Source organism: Streptomyces spiramenti, from assembly GCF_012034385.1.
GTDB classification, from domain to species: Bacteria; Actinomycetota; Actinomycetes; order Streptomycetales; family Streptomycetaceae; genus Streptomyces; species Streptomyces spiramenti.
The window spans coordinates 1-18,047 of sequence record NZ_JAAVJB010000041.1 but is presented as its reverse complement, the minus strand read 5'-3'; the positions used below and the strand labels follow the sequence as shown (position 1 = coordinate 18,047).

At 72.0% G+C, this 18,047-nt stretch carries 19 protein-coding genes and 1 CRISPR repeat array; of the genes, 12 read left to right on the top strand and 7 right to left on the bottom strand.

Features of this window, described 5'->3' with window-relative positions:
- The first annotated feature begins 137 nt into the window (after positions 1–137).
- Both HCJ92_RS07990 and HCJ92_RS07985 read left to right on the top strand, forming a co-directional pair.
- Positions 138–353, top strand: coding sequence for a hypothetical protein (locus HCJ92_RS07990; protein WP_167932756.1), 216 nt, complete (start codon positions 138–140; stop codon positions 351–353).
- A gap of 341 nt (positions 354–694) precedes the next feature.
- Complete coding sequence (locus tag HCJ92_RS07985) at positions 695–1,090, top strand: VOC family protein (RefSeq protein ID WP_338054072.1); 396 nt, start codon at positions 695–697, stop codon at positions 1,088–1,090.
- 40 nt (positions 1,091–1,130) lie between these two features.
- Here the strand turns inward: HCJ92_RS07985 and HCJ92_RS07980 are convergent, their stop codons facing one another.
- Positions 1,131–2,084, bottom strand: a complete 954-nt coding sequence (locus HCJ92_RS07980) for a LysR substrate-binding domain-containing protein (RefSeq protein ID WP_167932755.1) — start codon at positions 2,082–2,084, stop codon at positions 1,131–1,133.
- A 97-nt stretch (positions 2,085–2,181) separates the two neighbouring features.
- Here HCJ92_RS07980 and HCJ92_RS07975 point away from each other — a divergent pair, with 97 nt between their 5' ends.
- The 4 genes from HCJ92_RS07975 (at position 2,182) to HCJ92_RS07960 (ending at position 4,313) form a co-directional block, all read left to right on the top strand.
- The gene (locus HCJ92_RS07975; protein ID WP_167932754.1) at positions 2,182–2,943 is read left to right on the top strand and encodes a TSUP family transporter; all 762 of its coding nucleotides are present in this window, start codon (positions 2,182–2,184) and stop codon (positions 2,941–2,943) included.
- Between the two features lie 90 nt (positions 2,944–3,033).
- Positions 3,034–3,213 (top strand): hypothetical protein, encoded by a 180-nt coding sequence (locus tag HCJ92_RS07970; protein WP_167932753.1) that lies wholly within the window; start codon positions 3,034–3,036, stop codon positions 3,211–3,213.
- A gap of 58 nt (positions 3,214–3,271) precedes the next feature.
- Positions 3,272–3,919, top strand: a complete 648-nt coding sequence (locus HCJ92_RS07965) for a hypothetical protein (protein ID WP_167932752.1) — start codon at positions 3,272–3,274, stop codon at positions 3,917–3,919.
- A gap of 22 nt (positions 3,920–3,941) precedes the next feature.
- Positions 3,942–4,313 carry a hypothetical protein gene (locus HCJ92_RS07960; RefSeq protein ID WP_167932751.1) on the top strand — a complete coding sequence of 124 codons (372 nt, stop codon included), beginning with the start codon at positions 3,942–3,944 and terminating at the stop codon, positions 4,311–4,313.
- A 207-nt stretch (positions 4,314–4,520) separates the two neighbouring features.
- Here HCJ92_RS07960 and HCJ92_RS07955 read toward each other — a convergent pair whose 3' ends face one another.
- Entirely contained in the window at positions 4,521–4,760 is a 240-nt protein-coding gene (locus tag HCJ92_RS07955) for a hypothetical protein (RefSeq protein ID WP_167932764.1), read from the bottom strand.
- A 349-nt stretch (positions 4,761–5,109) separates the two neighbouring features.
- Here HCJ92_RS07955 and HCJ92_RS07950 point away from each other — a divergent pair, with 349 nt between their 5' ends.
- From HCJ92_RS07950 to HCJ92_RS07940, 3 genes are all read left to right on the top strand, one after another.
- Entirely contained in the window at positions 5,110–6,090 is a 981-nt protein-coding gene (locus HCJ92_RS07950) for a dipeptidase (RefSeq protein ID WP_167932750.1), read from the top strand.
- A gap of 282 nt (positions 6,091–6,372) precedes the next feature.
- Positions 6,373–6,706: direct repeats of the CRISPR family, unit length 29 nt; unit sequence CGGACCACCCCCGCTCGCGCGGGGAACAC.
- A gap of 1,157 nt (positions 6,707–7,863) precedes the next feature.
- Positions 7,864–8,703: a helix-turn-helix domain-containing protein gene (locus HCJ92_RS07945; protein WP_167932749.1), complete on the top strand. Its 840-nt coding sequence runs from the start codon at positions 7,864–7,866 to the stop codon at positions 8,701–8,703.
- Positions 8,700–8,933 carry a DUF397 domain-containing protein gene (locus HCJ92_RS07940; protein WP_167932748.1) on the top strand — a complete coding sequence of 78 codons (234 nt, stop codon included), beginning with the start codon at positions 8,700–8,702 and terminating at the stop codon, positions 8,931–8,933. The genes HCJ92_RS07945 and HCJ92_RS07940 overlap by 4 nt, the downstream gene beginning before the upstream one ends.
- A 191-nt stretch (positions 8,934–9,124) precedes the next feature.
- Here HCJ92_RS07940 and rarD read toward each other — a convergent pair whose 3' ends face one another.
- The 5 genes from rarD to HCJ92_RS07915 form a co-directional block, all read right to left on the bottom strand.
- Positions 9,125–10,204 (bottom strand): EamA family transporter RarD, encoded by a 1,080-nt coding sequence (gene rarD, locus HCJ92_RS07935; RefSeq protein ID WP_338054071.1) that lies wholly within the window; start codon positions 10,202–10,204, stop codon positions 9,125–9,127.
- A gap of 353 nt (positions 10,205–10,557) precedes the next feature.
- Positions 10,558–11,640: a 2-oxoacid:ferredoxin oxidoreductase subunit beta gene (locus HCJ92_RS07930; protein WP_167932746.1), complete on the bottom strand. Its 1,083-nt coding sequence runs from the start codon at positions 11,638–11,640 to the stop codon at positions 10,558–10,560.
- A complete protein-coding gene (locus HCJ92_RS07925) occupies positions 11,630–13,555 on the bottom strand; it encodes a 2-oxoacid:acceptor oxidoreductase subunit alpha (protein ID WP_167932745.1) in 1,926 nt (641 codons plus the stop codon). Before HCJ92_RS07925 ends, HCJ92_RS07930 begins: the two co-directional genes overlap by 11 nt.
- A 309-nt stretch (positions 13,556–13,864) precedes the next feature.
- The gene (locus tag HCJ92_RS07920; RefSeq protein WP_167932744.1) at positions 13,865–14,527 is read right to left on the bottom strand and encodes a LuxR C-terminal-related transcriptional regulator; all 663 of its coding nucleotides are present in this window, start codon (positions 14,525–14,527) and stop codon (positions 13,865–13,867) included.
- Positions 14,528–14,634: 107 nt separating this feature from the next.
- Complete coding sequence (locus HCJ92_RS07915) at positions 14,635–15,972, bottom strand: sensor histidine kinase (RefSeq protein WP_167932743.1); 1,338 nt, start codon at positions 15,970–15,972, stop codon at positions 14,635–14,637.
- A 421-nt stretch (positions 15,973–16,393) separates the two neighbouring features.
- Here HCJ92_RS07915 and HCJ92_RS07910 point away from each other — a divergent pair, with 421 nt between their 5' ends.
- The 3 genes from HCJ92_RS07910 to HCJ92_RS07900 all read left to right on the top strand — a co-directional run.
- A complete protein-coding gene (locus HCJ92_RS07910) occupies positions 16,394–16,765 on the top strand; it encodes an NADH-quinone oxidoreductase subunit A (RefSeq protein WP_167932742.1) in 372 nt (123 codons plus the stop codon).
- Positions 16,756–17,415, top strand: coding sequence for an NADH-quinone oxidoreductase subunit B (locus HCJ92_RS07905; protein WP_167932741.1), 660 nt, complete (start codon positions 16,756–16,758; stop codon positions 17,413–17,415). Before HCJ92_RS07910 ends, HCJ92_RS07905 begins: the two co-directional genes overlap by 10 nt.
- Positions 17,412–18,047 (top strand): NADH-quinone oxidoreductase subunit C (locus HCJ92_RS07900; RefSeq protein WP_167932740.1); only part of this gene is annotated, 636 nt, incomplete at its 3' end. The genes HCJ92_RS07905 and HCJ92_RS07900, both read left to right, overlap by 4 nt.

The following is an 18,047-nucleotide window of genomic DNA, read 5'->3' as shown; positions in this document are numbered from 1 at the left end:
TCGCCCTGCCGGGGTCCAGGTGGGCGCAGTGCGCGGGGCGTTGCTATGGTCGGCGCATTCACGGCAGGTGGGGCCCGTGTCCGCTCCGGGACCGCCGCCGTGTGCCGCTCCGTGCCCGCCTGGATGGGGAGACCGCAATGTCCCGACGTGCTTACCCGGTGCGCAACTGGTGGGCCGAGATCGCCATCGGTGTCGCCGTCAGTGTGATCGCCACCCTGATGCTGATCACGCTCTGGGCCAGTAGTGGCGGCGACTCGGTCAACCTGCTGTTCTTCCTCGTTCCGGGCATCGCGTTCGGGGCCCGCGCAGCCAACCAGTTCCGCAACCGCCACCTCGCCCGCGCCGCCGCCTGACCGGCACACCGCCGAACTCCGGCCGTAAGTCTGCTGATTGCACGTCGCGGGAGCGCGCCCGGCGCGCCCCGATAGGCTCTTCGGCGATGAACAAGCTGACGCACAGGGGGCGTTGGGTCGCGGCCAACGCGGCGATCCTTTTCGTCGTCTTCTCCACGAGGCCCATGCTGGCGGACATGACCGGTGAGGTCTCGCTGCCGTTGGCGTTGGCCGAAGGCGCCGTATGGGCAGCGGCAGTGGTCGCGGCCTCATGGTTCTTCCACAGACTCTTCGCCCACCGTCGCGGCCCCGGGGAAGCCGAGGGGGCGGCCCCGCTGCCGACGGGGACGTCCGAGGTCCGGGTGCACCGCCATCTCGCGCTGGTCACCGTGGTGGTCGACTCCTACGCCCCGGCGATCGACTTCTACGTGCGGCGGCTCGGGTTCGAGCTGCGCGAGGACACCCCGATCGGGGACGGGAAGCGCTGGGTCGTCGTCGCACCGCCCGGCGCGGCGACCGGCCTGTTGCTGGCGGAGGCGGCCGACAGCCGCCAGCGGGAGAGGGTCGGCGACCAGACGGGCGGCCGGGTCGCGCTGTTCCTCCACACCGACGACTTCGCACGCGACCACGCGCGGCTGCTCGCGGCGGGCGTGACCTTCGAGGAGGAGCCCCGGCCCGAGCCGTACGGGACGGTCGCCGTCTTCCGCGATCTGTACGGCAACCGCTGGGACCTGCTGGAGCCGGCGCCCCGCCGCTGAGGCCCGGCGCTGAGCGGTCCGGCGACGCGGTCCGGACCGCTCAGCCGGCCTCCGCTTCGCCCGCCGTGCCCGGTCCGGGCGGCGGTTCGGGGGAGTGCGGGTGACGGGGGCGGGTGGCACGGCGGATGTGGTCGGCCAGCGCGGCGATCGCCGCCGAGTCGGCCACCGGTCCGGCGCCCCACGCCAGCAGGTGCTCGCGCGACGCCCACGGCTCCGACAGCTCGCAGACGTCCAAGGGCTGGTCCGGGTCGAACGTGCGGCGCGGCACGATCGCCAGCCCCACCCCGGCCGCCGCCAGCTCCACCACCACCCCCGGCCCGGCGACCGTCGTGCGGTAGCGCACCGCCGGGGCGTGCTCCGCGAGGCGCGCCTCGATCCACAACCGCAGCGACGACTCGGCGTTCAGCCCCACCAGCGGATGCTCCGCCACCTCCTCGTAGGAGACGGCGGTGCGCCCGGAGAGCGTGCCGCCGCGCTGCCCGATCACCACCAGCGAGTCGTCGCCCAGCGATTCCGTCCGCAGCTCGTCGTCGTGCGCGCCGTCGTTGAGGATCACGCCCAGGTCCGCCTCCCCGGCGGCCAGCCGCCGCACCGTGAGCGAGGTCCGGCTCTCCGAGACCGCCACGTCGATGTGCGGATGCACGCTGAGGAACGAGGCCAGGGCGCGCGGCACCAGGTGGTGCATGGCGGAGCCGCCCGCCAGCAGCCGCAGCGGCGCGGTGTCCGGCCGCACGTAGCTGCCCACGGCGCTCTCCAGCAGCGCGGCGCGGTCCAGCACCTCGCGGGCGTGACGCGCCAACGTCGCACCCGCCGGGGTCGGCCGCACGCCCCGGCGCCCCCGCACCAGCAGCGTCACCCCCGCATGGTGCTCCAGCGCGCGGATGCGGGCGCTGGCCGACGGCAGGCTCAGCCGCAGCCGGGCCGCACCGGCGGTGATCGACCCTTCCGTCACGGTGTGCAGGAAGAGCCGCAGATCGTCCAGGTCGTAGCGCACGCCGGACAGCCTACGCCGCTCAGCCTCTGTTGTGGCCTAAGTCTGGCTTCGGGGATTACGCATTGTGCCGCCCGGCTCTGCCAGCAATGATCGGTATGTGTACGACATCGTGGTGATCGTTCTCGTCGGTGTGGCTTCCGGCACACTGAACGCCATCGGGGGCGGCGGCACCTTTGTCGCACTGCCCGCGCTGGTGGCGTTCGGCGTGCCGCCGGTCGCCGCGAATGCGGTCTCACGCATCGCACTGGCGCCCGGCGCGGTCGCCTCCGCCTGGGTCGCCCGCCGCGACGCCGTCCCGCTCGGCGGCACCTCCACCCGGGCGCTGACCACCGTCAGCGTCGTCGGCGGTGCGCTCGGCGGTGCGCTGCTGCTGGCGCTGCCGTCCGAGTCGTTCGACGCGGCCCTGCCGTGGCTGCTGCTCTTCGCCACACTGCTGCTCGCCTTCGGCGGCCGGCTCTCCCGGCTCATGGCGCGGGCAGTGGGGGAGGACGCCGTGCTCGGGCCGCGGGCCGTGCTTGCCGGACAGTTCGTCCTCGCCCTGTACGGCGGGTACTTCGGCGGTGCCGTCGGCATCCTGATGATGGCGCTGTGGAGCGTCGGCCTCCGCCTCGACGCGGCGGCGGGCAACCCGATGCGGCTGGTCCAGCTCGCTGCCATCTACCTCGGCGCGGCGGCCCTGTTCGTCTTCGTCCCCGCCGTGCGCGGCAACCTGCCGCTGCTCCTCGGCATGCTCGCCGGCGCCGTCGCCGGCGGCTGGGCGGGCGCCCACCTCGCCCGCCGCCTCTCGGCCCGCCTGCTGAAGGGCTCGATCCTCACCGTCGCCGCCACCACCACGACCCTCTACTTCCTCGCCGCCTGACCACCACCGACCTGCCGCTCCGAGCCCTGCCCCGACCACCCTTCCCCCGACCACCGGACCGCTGCCGCCCTCCGCAGAAAGGTGACGACCATGCAGACCGCCCCCACCCCCGCCACCGAGACCACACCCCGCCTCGCCCGCGCCGTCGCGGTGCGCCTGTTCGCAGCCGCGGGGCTCTTCGCCCTCGCCGGCGCCGACATCCCGCTGCTCGTCCTCGGCCTCACCGGCGCCTGGCTCTTCCTCGTCACCGCCAACCGCCGCACGGCGTGACCGGGACGGGCCCTCCGGCGCGACCTGCCAGGGCCATCGCGCGGCCTACGATGCCGCCATGGAACCAGCCCCGCCGGCAGTACGCCCGGACACCACCTGGCCGGCGGCCTTCCCCACTCGGCTAAGCGGTGACGTGGCGCGGGTGCTGGAGGCGGTACCGCCGGACCGGTACCCGGCGAACCAGTCGTTCACCGTCGACGTACGAGGCGAACTCCTCGCCGTCCCGGAACGCTTCAACGCAGACGAACCGGGGCCCGCTGCCCTCCGGGCGCTGGCGCCCTCGGGACGGCTGGTGCTGCACTGCCTGTACACCCGGCACGGCGACGGCCACGTGCGCCAGCGGCACGTGGAGCAGATCGTGACCTCTGACGAACCGTGCGTCGTCCCGTTCGTGGTCCGACTCGTCGGTGAGTACGTGCTGGAGATCGTCGAGGCGATCGGCCGGGGTCTTCCCGACCTCGCCACCCCCGACTCGCCGCAGCGCCGCCTCTACGGCGAGTTCATCGCGAGCAACCCGGCCTTTGTCGCCCGGACCGAACGGCGAGTAGTCAGCTACTGGTCGTGCTACCACCGACGGCGCCATCCGTCGTTCGACACCTACCCCGGAGGCATCCTCCTCGCGACGCTCCGCGCCTGCGCGGAAGAGCAGACAGGCAGGCGCTGGCCGCACCACACGCCCCTGACCCGCAGTTCACGGGCCAACTGAGCAGGGAGACGATCCTTCACCCATGGACCACGTTGTCGATCTCGATGAGGTGGCCGCCCTGCTGGCCCAACGGGCCGACGCCTGGACCTCGGCCGGGCTGGAGGTGGGCCGGCTCACCTGGCGCGACGGGGCGGCGCGGTGGCCTCAGCCGCACCACACCGCCAGGGAGCGAGTCCATGACCCGGACTCGCTCGGTGTCGTCGTCACCGGCCCGGACGAGGCGGAGCTGTCGATCGTGCTGTTCCGGGGCGGCTGGGCCGACGTGGACTTCATTGCCGACCTCGACGACGTCGGGAGCCTCCCGGCTGCGGGCATCACCTCGACCTCCGAGGTCGAGACCCGGCTCGATCACTGGGTTGCTCGCGTCTTCGGGGCCGGCGGCGGCGCGTCGTGAGTGCGCCGCAGCGCAGGACCATCGCCGCGCGGTTCGAACGCCGGTCAGCGAACGCCGGACTTGTCCGTTGGCGGTGCGGCGGCGCGGGACCGACCCAGGTGCTCGACACCCCCGGGCCAGTTGGCGCCGTAGGCGTTGTCCTGGGCTTCGGCCGACCGGTGACCTCCGGCCCGAGGCAGGCTCCGCTCTCGAACCGGAGGAACTGCGTTACCGTCCCGAGTGGTCGATGACGTTTCCGTTCGAGCAGTTGTTGACGTGGTCACTCACGTAGTCCCCCAGAACGGGGACGACTGCTACTTCCTGCAGACAGACAGCCGCCGCAGTGAAGTTCCAGTTGTTGGCGGCGTTGACACCCTCACCGAAGTTGGAGTCGTTGTCCGCGTGGGCCGGTGCAGCAAGGGCGAGGCTTCCCACGGCGAGCGCGGCAGTGGCGATGATCTTCTTCATGATCGGTGAACGAGTCACGGGCCTCCGGGGCAACGCAGTTCACCTGTCTGCCGAAAAGGCCAGAGCCTGGCGCCGTGAACCGGCGGCCTGCCTTTGGCGGGTTGCTACCCCTCGTAGGGGCGATGAGGACCCCATGGTGAAGGTCCAGGTCGGAGGTGGCTTCGGCGGGGGCCGGCGGGGCGGTTTTTCAGCGAACCTCCGGTAGTGCTCAGAACCCCGGCGTGTCGCTGAAATCCTGGGGTGCGTTCCTGCTGGGAGCGTAGCGGGTTTCGTGGGCCCGAGGGAGGTAATCGCCCGGGGTGTGAGCCGGGCCGTGGCGTGTGGGGGTGGTGGGCGGCAGGATGCGGAGATGACGAACGCACCTGCCACCGCACGCCCGCCGCGCCTGCTCTGGGAGCAGCACTGCTGCCTTCCGCTCGAACACAACGCGCCGATGCGTGAGTTGGCGCGCTACCGGCGGCGCGGTGGGAGCTACACGTCGGTGAACGTGGGCTACGCGCCGCACAGTGGCGAGTTCGTCGACGGACTGCTCGCCGCTTGGCGGGAGCGGATCGCGGCGGACGGGCGGTTCCGGTTGGTGGCGGGTCTCGCGGATGTGGACGCCGCGGTGGCGGCTGACGAGATCGCCGTCGCGTTCGACCTGGAGGACTCCGGTCCGTTGGAGGGGCGGCTGGACCGTGTGCGCCACTTCTACGACCTCGGCGTGCGCACCCTGCTGCCGAGCTACAACAACCGCAACGCCGCCGGCGGCGGCTGCATGGACGAGGTGGACGAGGGGCTGACCGCCTACGGCCGTGAGCTGGTGCGGGAGATGAACGCCGTCGGCATGGTCGTGGACGGGTCGCACTGCGGCGCACGGACCGGACTCGACCTCAGCGAGGCGACCGAGCGGCCCATGGTCTACTCCCACTCCTGCATGCGCGGGTTGTGGGACCACCCCCGCAACATCACCGACGACCAGGCCCGCGCCTGCGCCGCCACCGGCGGCGTCGTCGGCATCACGGGTGTGGGGATCTTCCTCGGCGAGAACGACGCGAGCCTCGACGCCCTCGTGCGGCACATTGACTACGCGGTCGAGCTGGTCGGCCCGGAACACGTCGGCGTCTCCACCGACTACCCCTTCGACCACGACGACTTCAACGCGCTGCTCACCGAGACGCCCGAGCTGTTCCCCGAGTGCTACACGCGCTGGGGGCCCATCGCGTTCATGCCGCCCGAGGAGTTGCTGACCCTGGAGGACGCCCTGTTGGCCCGCGGGTACCCGGACGAGGCGGTCACCGGAATCCTCGGCGGCAACTTCCGCCGGGTCGCCGAGCAGGTGTGGGAGTAGGTCGCGACCGACAGCCCCCAAGCGCGGCGAGGCCGCCCGGCCGGGGTCCTCTCGTCTCAGCCGGCGAATCGGCCCGCCTGGGCCTCGATCACGAACACATCGAAGGCGTCAGCGCGGAGGGTGATCGCAGCAGCCGTTTGCCCTCGTCATCGTCTATCGCGTACACGTACTCGTTCCGCCACCCGGACAGCGTGGCGGGACACGCGCCGCCCGGCGCAGTACCGAGACGGCGCGTCGCATCACCACAGGGCGAACCTTGCCTGACGCGGCACTAGCAAGCCACGGGCCAACCCCGCTCGCGCGGGGAACACGCCGCGGGGGATCACGATCCGGGGCAGATCAACGGACCACCCCCGCTTGCGCGGGGAACACCCCATGCGCAGGCTGTCTCCCCGGCCGTTGTGCGGACCACCCCCGCTCGCGCGGGGAACACTCAGCGAGGAGTGCGGCGACGACATCACCCACCGGACCACCCCCGCTCGCGCGGGGAACACGCGCGGCTCCTGGCAATCGCCTCCTCCTGCTGCGGACCACCCCCGCTCGCGCGGGGAACACTGTGGGTCGCGGAAGACGCGCTCGCCCTGGGACGGACCACCCCCGCTCGCGCGGGGAACACCCTTCGCGACCTGGGACGTTAAGTGGGCTTTGCGAATCCTTTGCCATCGGTCGAGTGAGTCATACCGGCATCCTGCCAGAGCTGACGGACAGTCCGCCCGAGCCTGCGGAAGAGGGCCTGGGATGGAGCGGGCAGTCGTTGCGATGGGCGGAGCTGCGTTCCAGTGGTGCCGCGCCGGCCGAGGGGCAGCGGGGGAGCCGGGTGGTGGTCACCTCGGCCGGCGCGGGAATGTGGCCGCCCTGGTTGGGCAGCCGGCGGGCGGGGTGGAGGAGCTGCAGGCGCGACTCGGGTGCGGGTGGGGTCAGCGGCGGAGGCGCCGCCACCAGGGCCGGCGAGGCTGCTCCGGGGTGACCGGCGGCGAGAGCGTTATGGCGCGGACGACCGTCATCGGAGTGCCGTGCGGTACTCCCACGCGCCAGGCGCGGCCGCCGAGTTGTACGCCGGTGTAGGTCCGCCGTGCGTCGAGAACTCGCTGTGCTCGGCCTCCGATGATGACCACGTCACCGACGTGCACCGCGTCGACGGGTAGGACGACCGGACTGAGAACGGGAGGCAGGTGGCGGCAGACCGGTCGCTGCCGTGACCTCAGGCGTGCGAGCACGTGCAGACACACCGTTCGAACGTCACACCGGGCGGGCTGTCGTCCCGGTGCGAGTTGGCCTCCGCGCCCTGCGGCAGGGCATCGGGGCACTCGGCATGCTGACCGATGTGGCACGGAGCAGATCGATACACCCCTGACGCCGCATCGGTAAGGCTCTGCCTCCGGTTGAGCTGCGCCTTGGTGCGCGCGTCCACGCCGATCAAGCCGTGTTCGAGCCCCCGGTGAAACTGCGGACTCACCGTGGCTCCAGAACACGCAGGTGCGCATCGATGCGCTCCGCCAAGTCTGCGGCGCGGAGCCGTAGATCCGCCGCTTTCGGAGAGACCTCGGAACCGTCGGCTTCACGATCCGGCGGCGGTTCGTCTCCTCGCGGGACGCACGTGCACATCGGCCTCTCCTCTGCTCCTGGGGCTCATCGCCCACCCTTCGGGGGATCTGTAACCAATCCACCACGAGGAGTCGTGCTGCTCCAATAGAATCTGGCCACTTGATTGACAGTTCTGAAGTCGGGGGGTCTCGCGCTGTGGTGTCTGCGGAAGGAAGGATCAGGTCAGAGATGCAGCAGGACGAGGCGGCAGACGACGGCTTCAGCCCGGAGCAGACACCTCTGGAGCGGTTCGGTGCTGACGTGCGTCGTGTCCGTCTGGGCCGGAAGCTGTACCAGCGGCAGCTGGGCCGCGCCACGGGCTATTCGGAGTCCTACGTCAGTCAGGTGGAAGCCGGAAAGCTGCTCGCGAGCTCGAAGTTCGCCCTCGGCTGCGACCTCGCGTTCGGTACGAACGGGCTCTTTGCCGGGCGTCTGCGTCAGATGGCTGAGGGGGACCATCCGTCACAGTTCGTGCCCTACCTGGAGCTCGAACGGAAGGCGGCCCGGATTCTCAACTTCTCCGCTGTCACCGTGATGGGGCTGCTTCAGACGGAGACGTACGCGGAGTCGGTGTTCCGGGCGGGGCACCCCAGGGAGAGCGACGAGGTGATCCGGGGAAAGGTGACCGCGCGACTCCGCCGGGCTCGGTTGCTCGCCGGGCAGCACCCACCCACGGTGTGGTGCGTGATGCACGAGGCTTGCCTCCGGGCCCACGTCGGCGGCCGTCAGGCGATGGCCGAGCAGTTGGACGCGCTGCTTGACCGGGCTGCCGGTCCGCTGGTGGATCTCCAGGTGCTGCCGTACTCCGCCGGTGCCGTCGCGGTGCATTCGGAGCCCTTCACCCTGCTGGCCTTCGCAGCTGCGCAGCCGGTGATGTACGCAGACGATCCGCAGGGCGGACGCCTGTACCGCTCGGCGGACACCGTGACGGCGGCCGTGGACAACTACGACCGCTTGCGCGCCAACGCGCTGTCCCCGGATGATTCGATCGAGTTCATCCGAGCCGTCCGCAAGGAGCACGCAACATGACCAGCCGAGGCGTCGAGCACATCGAGTGGGTCAGGTCGTCATACAGCAGCTCATCCGGCGGTGAGTGCCTGGAGTTCTCGCGTGGTGCCGCCGTTGTCGGCTCGGTGCCGGTCCGTGACTCGAAGATCACCGACGGACCTGTTCTCACGTTCTCTCCCGCTCTCTGGACAGCGTTCGTGACTGCGACTCGCAACGGCTCCATCGGGCCGGACCGCGCGATCAGCAGATGAGGCACCTCGACAAGAGCTGACGTTGGGTGTCCGACGTCCAATCGGGGGGCCACCGACAGCGGTCGGCGCGTCGTCCGGCACGCGCCTGCGGCCGCCGGCGACGCCCCACGCACCCGACCAGTAGGAGCCGGGTGCGTGTCGGCGGCGTCCTCCGCCCGCCCCAGGCGCGCGAGAGGGCCGGGTCCGTCGGCTCAGTCGCCCGAGGTGTCGGTGCGTCCGGGTTGAGGCGGGGCGGGGGCCGGGGTGGCTGCGGTGCGGCGCTCGGTGGCCGTGGCGGTGGTTGTGGCGGTGGCCGGTTCGGTCGCCGGTTCGGCGTCGAGGGCGGCCTCGGGGGCGGGCTCGACGACCGGCGGCATCGTCATGACGGTGGTGCGTGCCTGGGCGCGCACCTGGCGGCTGCGGCGCACCGCGTCCCAGGTGAGGATGGTCAGCGCCAGCCACACCAGGCCGAAGCCGACCCAGCGCTCGGTGGGCATCTGCTCGCCGAAGACGAACAGGCCGAGCAGGAACATCGCCGAGGGCGCCAGGTACTGGAGCAGGCCCAGGGTGGAGAGCGGGATGCGGACCGCGGCGGCGCCGAAGAGGATCAGCGGCAGCGCGGTCGCGGCGCCGGTGCCGACGAGCAGCAGGGTGTGGCCGATGCCCTCGCTGACGAAGGTCGACTCGCCGCGTCCCATGAGCACCACCACGAAGATCGCGGCCGGGAGGAACTGGAGCGCGCAGTCGGCGCTGAAGCCCTCGACACCGTCGAGCCCGGTGGTCTTCTTGACCAGCCCGTAGATCGCGAACGAGACGGACAGCGTCAGCGACAGCCACGGCACCTGGCCGTACGCGAAGGTCATGACGAGGACCGCGACAGCGCCGATGCCGACGGCGGCCCACTGCGCGGTGCGCAGCCGCTCCCGCAGCAGGACGACGCCGATGGCGATGGTGAGCAGCGGGTTGATGAAGTACCCGAGCGACGCCTCGATGACCTTGCCGTTGGCGACGGCCCAGATGAACAGGAACCAGTTGACGCTGATCAGGGACGCCGACAGCAGGACGAGCCCGAGGCGGCGCGGGTCGCGCAGCAGCGGCAGCACCCAGGACCAGCGGCCGGCGATCGCGAGGACCACGGCGGCGGTCGGCAGCGACCAGGCCATGCGGTGCGCGAGGACCTCGGCCGGCGCCGTGGTGCTCAGTAGGTCCCAGTAGAGGGGCAGCAGCCCCCAGATGCCGAACGCCGCGAAACCGTAGACCAGCCCCGTGCGGCTGGTGGTCGCCCCTGCCACGTGTCTCTCCTCGCGCTCTCCCGGAATCGCTGCGTCGCGCTGTCCGGCTGTGACGATAAGCAACCCGCGGCGAGCTGTCATTCCCTATTCCGCATTATGGACCTGACAGGGTGCCGGGTCATACGGGGAGAACGGCCGTCCGGGGGTCACCTTGGTCACACCGGCCCCAGGGGGCACCCCGTCGAAGCCGGGAGGACCGGCGCGGGGGAGCCGGGCGGACCGCCGGAGACCGCGCGGCCGGGCACGGCAGAGCGGCGGGCCGGTACCGGGGAATCCCCGGTACCGGCCCGCCGCCGTGATCCGTGCCGCGCCGCAGCGGCAGCCGACATCTCGGCCGTCGCCTCGGTGCGATGTCAGCCGACGACCGTCCAGGTGTCGCTGCCCGCGAGCAGCGAGGACAGGTCGCCCTTGCCCTTCTGCTCCACCGCCGCATCCATCTGGTCGGCCATCAGGTCGTCGTAGACCGGCCGCTCGACCTGCCGCAGCAGGCCGATGGGGGTGTGGTGCAGCGTGTCGTTGTCCGCGAGGCGGGACAGCGCGAACGCCGTCGTCGGGGAGGCGGCGTGCGCGTCGTGGGTCAGCACACCGTCGGTGCCGTCCACGGAGACGTCCACGACCGTCAGGTCGCCGGTGGCGCGGTCGCGGACCACGCCCTTGCGGCCCTGGCCGTCGCCGCCCTCGGCCTCGGTCCACGGAGCGCCGAACCGGATCGGCTCGCCGTGCTCCAGCCGGATCACGGCCTCCTGCGCCAACTGCTTGTCCTTCAGCGCCTCGAAGGCGCCGTCGTTGAAGATGTTGCAGTTCTGGTAGATCTCGATCAGCGCCGAGCCCTTGTGCTGGGCGGCGGCCCGCAGCACCGAGGTGAGGTGCTGGCGGTCGGAGTCCACCGTCCGCGCCACGAAGCTCGCCTCCGCGCCCAGCGCCAGCGACAGCGGGTTGAACGGCGCGTCCAGCGACCCCATCGGCGTCGACTTGGTGATCTTTCCGACCTCGGAGGTGGGCGAGTACTGGCCCTTGGTGAGGCCGTAGATCCGGTTGTTGAACAGCAGGATCTTGAGGTTCACGTTGCGGCGCAGCGCGTGGATAAGATGGTTGCCGCCGATGGAGAGCGCGTCGCCGTCGCCCGTCACCACCCAGACCGACAGGTCGCGGCGCGCGGTCGCCAGACCGGTCGCGATCGCCGGGGCCCGGCCGTGGATGGAGTGCATCCCGTAGGTGTTCATGTAGTACGGGAAGCGGCTGGAGCAGCCGATGCCGGAGATGAAGGTGATGTTCTCCCGCGCCAGACCCAGTTCCGGCAGGAAGCCCTGCACGGCGGCGAGGATCGCGTAGTCACCGCACCCCGGGCACCAGCGGACCTCCTGGTCGGACTTGAAGTCCTTCATCGTCTGCTTGGCGTCGGTCTTGGGGACCAGGGAGAGTGCCTCAGTGGGCATCGACGGCCTCCTTCAGGACGGTCGCGAGCTGCTCGGCCTTGAACGGCAGGCCGGTGACCTGCGTGACCGACTCGACATCGGTGAGGAACCGGGCGCGCAGCAGGGTGGCGAGCTGCCCCAGGTTCATCTCCGGGACGATCACCTTGTCGTAGGCGGCCAGCACCTCCCCGAGGTTGGCCGGGAACGGGTTGAGGTACCGCACGTGCGCCTGCGCGATGTGCCCGCCGGTGCGGCGGATGCGGCGGACCGCGGCGGTGATCGGACCGTAGGTCGAACCCCAGCCCAGGACCAGGACCTTGGAGTCACCGTCCGGGTCGTCGACCTCCAGCGGCGGGACCTCGACACCGTCCACCTTGGCCTGGCGGGTGCGGACCATGTGGTCGTGGTTGGCCGGGTCGTAGGAGATGTTGCCGGTGCCGTCCTGCTTCTCGATGCCGCCGACGCGGTGTTCGAGACCGGGGGTGCCGGGCACCGCCCACGGGCGGGCCAGCGTCTGAGGGTCGCGCTTGTACGGCCAGAAGACCTCGGTGCCGTCGTCCAGCGTGTGGTTGGGGCCGGTGGCGAACTGCGTCCGCAGGTCGGGCAGTTCGTCCGCCTCCGGGATGCGCCACGGCTCGGAGCCGTTGGCGAGGTAGCCGTCGGAGAGCAGGAACACCGGAGTGCGGTAGGTCAGCGCGATCCGCGCCGCGTCCAGGGCGGCGGTGAAGCAGTCGCCCGGAGTCATCGGCGCCACGATCGGGACCGGGGCCTCGCCGTTGCGGCCGTACATCGCCTGGAGCAGGTCGGCCTGCTCGGTCTTGGTCGGCAGGCCCGTCGAGGGGCCACCGCGCTGGATGTCGACGACCAGCAGCGGCAGTTCCAGCGACACGGCCAGGCCGATCGTCTCCGACTTCAGCGCGACACCGGGACCGGAGGTGGTGGTGACCGCCAGCGAACCGCCGAACGCGGCACCGAGGGCGGCACCGATGCCGGCGATCTCGTCCTCGGCCTGGAAGGTGCGGACACCGAAGTTCTTGTGCTTGGACAGCTCGTGGAGGATGTCCGACGCCGGGGTGATCGGGTACGAGCCCAGGTACAGCGGCAGGTCCGCCTGCTGCCCCGCGGCGACCAGGCCGTAGGAGAGCGCCAGGTTGCCCGACATGTTGCGGTACGTGCCCGCGGGGAACGCCTTCGTCGCCGGCGCCACCTCGTAGGAGGTCGCGAAGTCCTCGGTGGTCTCACCGAAGTTCCAACCGGCGCGGAAGGCAACGATGTTGGCCTCGGCGATCTCCGGCTTCTTCGCGAACTTCTTCCGCAGGAACGCCTCGGTGCCCTCGGTCGGGCGGTGGTACATCCACGACAGCAGGCCCAGCGCGAACATGTTCTTCGACCGGCCCGCCTCCTTGCGCGTCAGGTCGTAGCCCTTGAGGGCCTCCACCGTCAGCGTCGTCAGCGGCACCGGGTGCACGTTGAACGCCGACAGCGAGCCGTCCTCCAGCGGGTTGGCGGCGTAGCCGACCTTCGCCATCGCGCGCTTGGAGAACTCGTCGGTGTTGACGATGATCTCCGCGCCGCGCGGCACGTCGGCGATGTTCGCCTTCAGCGCCGCCGGGTTCATCGCGACCAGCACGTTCGGTGCGTCGCCCGGGGTGAGGATGTCGTGGTCCGCGAAGTGCAGCTGGAACGACGACACTCCCGGCAGCGTGCCCGCGGGGGCGCGGATCTCGGCGGGGAAGTTCGGCAGGGTGGAGAGGTCGTTGCCGAAGGACGCCGTCTCGGATGTGAAACGGTCACCGGTCAGCTGCATACCGTCACCGGAGTCGCCCGCGAACCGGATGATCACCCGGTCCAGGCGGCGGACCTCCTTGGCGCCCGCCGGCACCGCGGTGTCCGCCGGGCCGGCGTCCTTACTGGCTTGTTCGACCTGGCTGGTCACTGCTTGTGCCCTCCCTAGAGGCGGCTGTGCCGCCATCGTACGCGGGTAAGGTCTGCCTTCCCTGGGCCTGGTCACATGATGGACCCGGAAACGAGACGTCCGACACCCTCGCGCGCCCCGGGCCCGCGACGTTCGAGCCACCTGCCGGAGCGCGCCCCCGCAAGCGTGCGCCCCGCCCGGTGCGCCCCCGCCCTCCGCCGCCCCGTGCGAACACGGCCGGTCGGACCGCCCGTAGGCCCCGCGGTCGGCCCGACACCGCCGACGCCCGGACGCCCGCAGGCGTGGGGACGGTCGGCGGAACGGCGGAGGTCAGGAGTTCAGGTAACGCAGCACCGCGAGCACCCGGCGGTGATCAGCGTCACTCTGGGCGAGCCCCAGTTTCTGGAAGATGTTGCCGATGTGCTTCTCGACAGCGCCGCCGCTGACCACCAGCTGCGCCGCGATCGCCGAGTTGGTGCGGCCCTCCGCCATCAGCCCCAGCACCTCCCGCTCGCGTGGCGTCAACCCCGCCAGCGAGTCCTGCCGTCGGCTGCGCCCCAGCAGCTGCGCCACCACCTCCGGGTCGAGCGCGGTGCCGCCGGCGGCGACCCGCGCCACGGCGTCCACGAACTCCCGTACGTCCGCCACCCGGTCCTTCAGCAGATAGCCGACGCCGTGTCCCGAACCGGCCAGCAGTTCGGTGGCGTACTGCTCCTCCACGTACTGCGACAGCACCAGGACGCTCAGCCGGGGGAACTCCTTCCGCAGCCCCACACACGCCCGCAACCCCTCGTCGGTGTGGCTCGGCGGCATCCGCACGTCCGCCACCACCACGTCCGGCAAGCCCTCCGGTGCACCGGCCAGGCGCCGCACGACCTCGATCAGCCCCTCGCCGTCGCCGACCCCCGCGACCACCACGTGGCCCCGGTCCGTCAGCAGCCGCGTCAGGCCCTCCCGCAACAACACCGAGTCCTCGGCGATGACCACCCGCACGCCGGCCCTCCGTCCCCCGGATCACACACGCTCACAACCTGTCCAGCATCTCACCCGGTCCGCGCCGCACGTCCCGCCGCCCGCTCCGCGCCGCCGGGCGGCGGCGGTCAGCCCGCCCCGCGCTCCCGCCACGGCAGCACCGCCGAGACCGTCGTCGGGCCGCCCTGCGGCGAGGAGACCGCCAGCATGCCGTCCACCGCGCTCAGCCGCTCCGACAGCCCCGCCAGCCCCGACCCGCGGTCGGTCACCGCGCCCCCCACCCCGTCGTCCGCCACCCGCAGCAGCAGCCGGTCGTCGGCGCGCCACACGTCGAGCACCGCCCCCGACGCCCGGCTGTGCTTGGAGACGTTCTGCAGCAGCTCCGACACCGTGTAGTAGGCGATGCCCTCGATGGCGGGAGCCGGGCGCTCCGTGAGGTCCACCTCCACCCGCACCGGCACCGTGCACCGCGACGCCACCGCCGACAGCGCCGGGCCCAGGCCGCGGTCGGTCAGGATCGCCGGGTGGATGCCTCGCGCCAGGTCCCGCAGCTCCCGCAGCGCCAGCTTCACCTCGCCGTGTGCCGCGTCCACCATCCGCGCCGCCGCCTCCGGGTCCTCGGACAGCTTCTCCTTCGCCAGCCCCAGATCCATCGCCAGCGCCACCAGCCGCGCCTGGGCGCCGTCGTGCAGGTCCCGCTCGATCCGCCGCAGGTCCGCAGCGGAGGAGTCCGCCACCTGCGACCGGCCGGTCTCCAACTGCCGGACCCGCTGCTCCTCCGACGACGGGCCCAACAGCCCGGCCACCAAAAGCCGGTCGACCACCGCCATGCCCCGGATCAGCCACCCCGCCAGCCAGAGCGTCACCGCCCCGGCGACCATCACCAGCAGCACCTCGCCGGGGCTGTCCCAGATCCACCCGCCGCCCTGGCCGTCCACGTTGATCCCCGGCCGGTGGTCCGCCGGCAGCCACCAGAACCACAGCGGGTAGGCCGCCGCCGAGAACCCGGCGCTCCAGAGCACCACCACCGCCGAGAAGGTGATCAGCGCCCACGGCAGGTGAACCAGCGTGTACACGGTCGGCCGCCAGCACTGCCCGCTGCGCAGCACCGAGCCCATCCACGGGAAGAACCCGCGCCGGTCGTCGCGGCGCCGCAGCGGAGCCGGGTCGGCGACCGCCGACCCCAGCAGCCCCCGCGCGCGAGCACGCTCCACGAAGCCGAAGCCGCGCGCCGCCACCAGCGTCAGACACAGCAGCGGCAGCCCGACGAACGTCACCAGCAGCCCCGCGCTCAGCGACAGCAGGGTCACCGCGGCCACGAACGTCGCCAACGCCACCGGGAAGTTCAGCAGCAGATGGGCACCCTCGCGAAGGGTGCGGGGGCCGACCGCCACCAGCGCCGCCGTCCGCCAGGCCGGGCGCCCGGTGGTCGCCTCCTGCCGCGAACCGTTCGCGACCGTGTTCATGTTCCGACCTCTCCGCCGTCCTCGTGGCGACGCGGCGGAACCCGGGCGGACCGCCCGTGCCACCACCTCGCCGGCCGCGCCGCCCCACCGGCGACGCGACCGCCACCAGCCTCCCGCAAGGCCACGACCGCCCACCATGGGGCGCGTCGGCCGACACCTGGTGGGGCTAACCCCACCCCCGCTCCCGCCCGGTCCTCCGCGTCCGCCCGCGTCCGGCCCGGACGCCACCGGCGGTCGCCCTCACGACCGGCGCACCACGGCCGTGCCGCGCCGGTCACAACGGCCCCGGCACCGCCTAGACTCCCGTGCGTACGGATCACCGACCGGGCCGGACGCGGGGGCCACGGCAGGCCGGTGCAGACGACGGCAGAGCAGCGCGGCAGCGCACCACCACATCGCACACGCCACAGAGGGGCCCCAGGTGCCGGACTACTTCCACGGCTACGCGGTCGTCGGGCTGGTGGCCGTCGCCGCGGTGGCGTTCACCGCCGTCGCCTTCACCGCCGGCCGGCTGCTCCGCCCGGTGGTGCCGACCCAGGAGAAGCTGCTCGTCTACGAGTGCGGCGTCGACCCCGTCGGCGAGGGATGGGCCCACACCCAGGTCCGCTACTACGTCTACGCGTTCCTGTACGTGATCTTCGCGGTGGACGCGATCTTCCTCTTCCCCTGGGCCGCCGTCTTCGCCGGTGAGGGATACGGCGGCGTCACCCTCGTCGAGATGTTCGTCTTCCTCGGCTTCCTCTCCACCGGCCTGCTCTACGCCTGGAAGAAGGGTGTGCTCACATGGACCTGACCCCGGTCGCCCGACCGGGCCGGGAGGCGCCGCGGCTCGGCCCGCTCGCCCGGCTCGCCCCGGAGCCGATGAAGGTCGTCCTCAACTGGGGCCGCCGCTACAGCCTCTGGGTCTTCAACTTCGGACTCGCCTGCTGCGCGATCGAGTTCATCGCCGCCTCCATGTCCCGGCACGACTTCATCCGCCTCGGCGTCATCCCCTTCGCGCCCGGACCCCGGCAGGCCGACCTGATGGTCGTCTCCGGCACCGTCACCGACAAGATGGCGCCCGCGGTCCGCCGTCTCTACGAGCAGATGCCCGAACCCAAGTACGTCATCTCCTTCGGCGCCTGCTCCAACTGCGGCGGTCCCTACTGGGACTCGTACTCCGTCACCAAGGGCGTCGACCAGATCATCCCCGTCGACGTGTACGTGCCCGGCTGCCCGCCCCGGCCCGAGGCGCTCCTCCAGGGCATCCTCAAACTCCAGGAGAAGATCGCGGAGGAGTCCACCGCCGACCGCTACTCCCGGCGAACATCCGGCGGTACGAGCCCCGCCGCCCTGACCGCCCCCCTGGTGGACGGCCCTCTCGTCGACGGCCCCCGGGCGGACGGCCCCCGGGCGGACGGCCCCCGGGCGGACGGCCCGGACGCCCCGGAGGAGCAGCGGTGACCGGCTGGCTCCCCGCACCCGCCGAGGAACTCTTCGGACCCGGCGCCGTCGCCTCCCAGGCGTACGACCTGCTGACGGTCGACGTCCCCTCAGGCGGCTGGACGGCCGCCGCGACGTCGGCGCGGGACCGGCTCGGCTGCGACTTCTTCGACTGGCTCAGCGCGGTGGACGAGCCCGGGACCGGCTTCCTCGTCTGCCTCCACCTCGTCGCCCTCCCGGGCGGCGGCCCGGACGGCGGGGGGCCGCGCGCTCTGCTGCTGCGCACCACCGTGCCCCACGCCGAACCCGAACTGGCCACGCTGACGGGGCTGTTCGCCGGCGCCGCCTGGCACGAGCGGGAGACCCACGAGATGTTCGGCGTGCGGTTCCCGGGCCATCCCGGCCTGGAGCCACTGCTGCTGCCCGACGGCTTCGAGGGCCATCCGCTGCGCAAGGACTTCGTCCTCGCCGCCCGCGTCGTCAAGGCGTGGCCCGGCGCCAAGGAGCCGGGCGAGGCGGGCGCCGGTGCGCCGCGCCGCCGCCAGATGCTCCCACCGGGTGTGCCGGACCCCAACGAATGGGGGCCGCTGAAGGGCACGCTGCCCGACGTCCCCGTGCGCCGTGCCGCACCCGGGCGGGGCGCCGCCCGCAGG

Excerpts from the sequence above, each read along its gene's own strand:
- HCJ92_RS07990 (WP_167932756.1), top strand. The coding sequence starts at position 138 with ATGTCCCGACGTGCTTACCCGGTGCGCAACTGGTGGGCCGAGATCGCC.
- HCJ92_RS07970 (WP_167932753.1), top strand. The coding sequence starts at position 3,034 with ATGCAGACCGCCCCCACCCCCGCCACCGAGACCACACCCCGCCTCGCC.
- HCJ92_RS07940 (WP_167932748.1), top strand. The coding sequence starts at position 8,700 with ATGACCAGCCGAGGCGTCGAGCACATCGAGTGGGTCAGGTCGTCATAC.
- HCJ92_RS07955 (WP_167932764.1), bottom strand. The coding sequence starts at position 4,760 with ATGAAGAAGATCATCGCCACTGCCGCGCTCGCCGTGGGAAGCCTCGCC.
- HCJ92_RS07930 (WP_167932746.1), bottom strand. The coding sequence starts at position 11,640 with ATGCCCACTGAGGCACTCTCCCTGGTCCCCAAGACCGACGCCAAGCAG.
- HCJ92_RS07960 (WP_167932751.1), top strand. The coding sequence starts at position 3,942 with ATGGACCACGTTGTCGATCTCGATGAGGTGGCCGCCCTGCTGGCCCAA.
- HCJ92_RS07950 (WP_167932750.1), top strand. The coding sequence starts at position 5,110 with ATGACGAACGCACCTGCCACCGCACGCCCGCCGCGCCTGCTCTGGGAG.
- HCJ92_RS07905 (WP_167932741.1), top strand. The coding sequence starts at position 16,756 with ATGGACCTGACCCCGGTCGCCCGACCGGGCCGGGAGGCGCCGCGGCTC.
- HCJ92_RS07965 (WP_167932752.1), top strand. The coding sequence starts at position 3,272 with ATGGAACCAGCCCCGCCGGCAGTACGCCCGGACACCACCTGGCCGGCG.
- HCJ92_RS07945 (WP_167932749.1), top strand. The coding sequence starts at position 7,864 with ATGCAGCAGGACGAGGCGGCAGACGACGGCTTCAGCCCGGAGCAGACA.
- HCJ92_RS07915 (WP_167932743.1), bottom strand. The coding sequence starts at position 15,972 with ATGAACACGGTCGCGAACGGTTCGCGGCAGGAGGCGACCACCGGGCGC.